Origin of the sequence: Lactobacillus sp. UMNPBX4 (genome assembly GCF_002554115.1) — a bacterium.
GTDB classification, from domain to species: Bacteria; Bacillota; Bacilli; order Lactobacillales; family Lactobacillaceae; genus Lactobacillus; species Lactobacillus gallinarum.
The window spans coordinates 1-2,720 of sequence record NZ_PCZF01000086.1 but is presented as its reverse complement, the minus strand read 5'-3'; the positions used below and the strand labels follow the sequence as shown (position 1 = coordinate 2,720).

The 2,720-nt window shown below is 35.2% G+C and carries 4 protein-coding genes and 1 pseudogene; 2 read left to right on the top strand and 3 right to left on the bottom strand.

Translation table 11 applies throughout. The features are described from left to right. A pseudogene (locus CP355_RS10680) lies at positions 1-205 on the top strand (hypothetical protein); the annotation flags it as partial. 70 nt (positions 206-275) lie between these two features. Here CP355_RS10680 and CP355_RS09640 read toward each other — a convergent pair. Further along, positions 276-632, bottom strand: a complete 357-nt coding sequence (locus CP355_RS09640; RefSeq protein WP_098044428.1) for a hypothetical protein — start codon at positions 630-632, stop codon at positions 276-278. 270 nt (positions 633-902) lie between these two features. Continuing rightward, positions 903-1,439, bottom strand: a complete 537-nt coding sequence (locus CP355_RS09635) for a hypothetical protein (RefSeq protein WP_098044427.1) — start codon at positions 1,437-1,439, stop codon at positions 903-905. A gap of 104 nt (positions 1,440-1,543) precedes the next feature. Here CP355_RS09635 and CP355_RS09630 point away from each other — a divergent pair, with 104 nt between their 5' ends. Continuing rightward, a complete protein-coding gene (locus tag CP355_RS09630; RefSeq protein WP_098044426.1) occupies positions 1,544-2,191 on the top strand; it encodes a C39 family peptidase in 648 nt (215 codons plus the stop codon). 148 nt (positions 2,192-2,339) lie between these two features. Here CP355_RS09630 and CP355_RS09625 read toward each other — a convergent pair. Continuing rightward, positions 2,340-2,720, bottom strand: a 381-nt coding sequence (locus CP355_RS09625; protein WP_143468935.1) for an RNA-guided endonuclease TnpB family protein, incomplete at its 5' end; no start/stop codon positions are given.

The following is a 2,720-nucleotide window of genomic DNA, read 5'->3' as shown; positions in this document are numbered from 1 at the left end:
GAATTTAAGCAAATATTGGAACAGAAGATGGTCAAAAGACCAATTTTCTTTGTTCAAAAATAAAAATAGACAGAAAAAGACGGTCAAGCAACTCAAATTAAGAGTTGGATTGATCGTCTTTCAGTATCTAAGGGTTAGTTTTTTCCCAGACACTTTTCTTTTGGCAAAAAAAGATCAATCACCTGCAAATATGCAAAATGATTGATCTAAAGTCTATCTATATAAATATGCATTCATCATGTTAAAAATTATTTATTTGCTTTGATCTAAAAGAATTAGTCCTTTACAACGTCCTTAATGTTCAACCATTGGCTCTTGTTAATCTTAACAATCTTCTTGCCATTAGTCTTCTTAACTGCTTTAGCAGTGAAGGTTGAACCCATTGAAATTTTCTTAGCAGTCTTCTTACCGTTAGCATTTAAAACGTTAACTTTTTGATTCTTGGTGTCTTTTACAACAACGAAGATCTTGTCGCCTTTCTTGATTGAAGAGTTAGTAGGAGCAACTTCTGAAACACCTAACTTTGGAGCAGTAAAGCTAGCAGCTTCACTAACTGAAGCACCGACACCCATCATACTAATTGAAGCAACTACAACTGAAACAACTTTAACAATTTTCTTTGAGTCTAACATAATGAATACCTCTATTTTCTAAATCACTTTAACTTGTTGGAACTTTTCGTTCCCTCATTCCTCACATCTTTATTATATAACACAAGTTATATAATGCAAGAGCAAAATAAGACTTTTTTAAAAAGAAAATAGATGGCGAAAAAGCTTGCTATAATAACATTTGTTCCAAGTTTTGACTGGAAAAAGAGCAAAAATAAAAAACAAAAATTTTTGTTATCATTACAAAAAAGACCCGAATCACTTAGATTCGAGTCTAAAAACCTTATAAAACTACTTTTTCTTTTTAATTTCTTTTTTAGCAGTTTTGCTCTTCTTTGTTTCCTTCTTAGCAGTCTTCTTTTCTGGCGCTTCATATTCACGCACAACTGTCAGCTTTTCAATGATTGCTTCTACTAGTTGATCTACCACCTTATCAGCATCTTTTTCAACTTCTTCTTCAGTTGCCAATTGATCAATTCTAAAATGCGAAACATTAACATAATCAGACCGCGTTTCAAAATAAACATTAAGCGGATATTCTTGCCCTTCCTCAAAAAAATTGACAATCTTCTTATAATTGCTGTAAGGCAAGTTGATGATATTAGTCTCTAAAGCAAACGTTACCGGACGCTGACCTGTCACTGCCAGCTGAGTTTGCACTAATGAATCATGCTTGAACGCAGCAGCGACTTCCTTAATCATCTTCTCTGCATAAGGCTTGATCTTGCTCTTAGATTTGCTAATATCGCTATATTTTACTGTTTCAAGATCTTGAATGTAATCTTGATTTTCAATTTTATTATTTAAATCTTCTAAATTAATCTTCAAAATAAACTTTCCTTTTTGTTAATTCTACTCACTAACATACTACAAAAAATTTTTTTGTCATCACTTTTTAGAATTCATAATAAGATTTTGCTAGAATAGTACTCATGAAAAATAAAAAAATTAATTTAAAGTACTTATTTTTAATTATTCCAATTGGATTAATATTAGTGCTTAGTCTAACTTACCTTGCCAACAAAAATCAAATTGATGACGAGATTAATTGGATGACGATGAAAGAGAAACAAAAGCTCAATGTTCCTCTAGAAAATCAGCTCCCCGACCTGCCTAACGGCTGCGAGGTAACTAGTTTATCCATGCTTATGAACTATTATGGCATCAAAGTTACTAAAAATGAACTAGCACAGAACATTCAACACGTCGATTCTTTTACCGACAATGGCCGTTATCGCGGTAATCCTAATCAGGGCTTTGTCGGTCATATGACTGTAGCAAATGCCGGCTGGTGCGTTTATAATGGTCCGCTTTATAACGTTGCACGTAAATACACCAACCACATCGTTAATGCTTCCGGCAGTAATTTCCTGAAAATATTAAAACTGGTTTCCGATGGTAATCCCGTTTTAATTATTACTACTACAACCTTTAGCCGCGTCAACAATATGCAAACGTGGGAAACTAACTCAGGTAAGGTGAACGTTACACCATCATCACATGCTTGTGTAATTACAGGTTACAACAAGAAAAAGAAGGTTGTCTACCTTAACAATCCTTATGGATGTCAACTACCCTAGACTGAAGTCTAGGGCTTAGTGGCTCGTTAGCTTACGCTAACCAGAACACCAACTTGCTTAGATACGGACTTGACTTACCAGCAATAATCTTTTGGCTATTGCCGATAGAGGTCGTCTAATTACCAAAGCCTTTTGAGTCCGTGAGTTGCTAGCGGACTGCAGCCCCGAATAAGGTTGCTTCTTTTATTTTAGGATTCTGCCACTTGCCTAATCCTTTTTCTAGAATATTCACTGCCGCATTCCAATCGCGAATATGGTGCGTCTGACAGATTGGGCACGTCCATTCCCGATCCTTAAGGGTTAATTTCTTATAGCTATTTTGTCCCATAATACTGCCACATTGATGGCATCTTTGGGTGGTGTACTTAGGATCAATTGTTAGAAATTCTTTGCCATATAGATCTGCCTTATAAGCCAGCATGTTCAGGAAACTACGCCAACCAACATCAGAAATGGCTTGAGACAAGGCATGATTCTTTAACAGATTTCTGCTTCTTAGTTCCTCGGCAACTACTAAATCGTGGTTTTT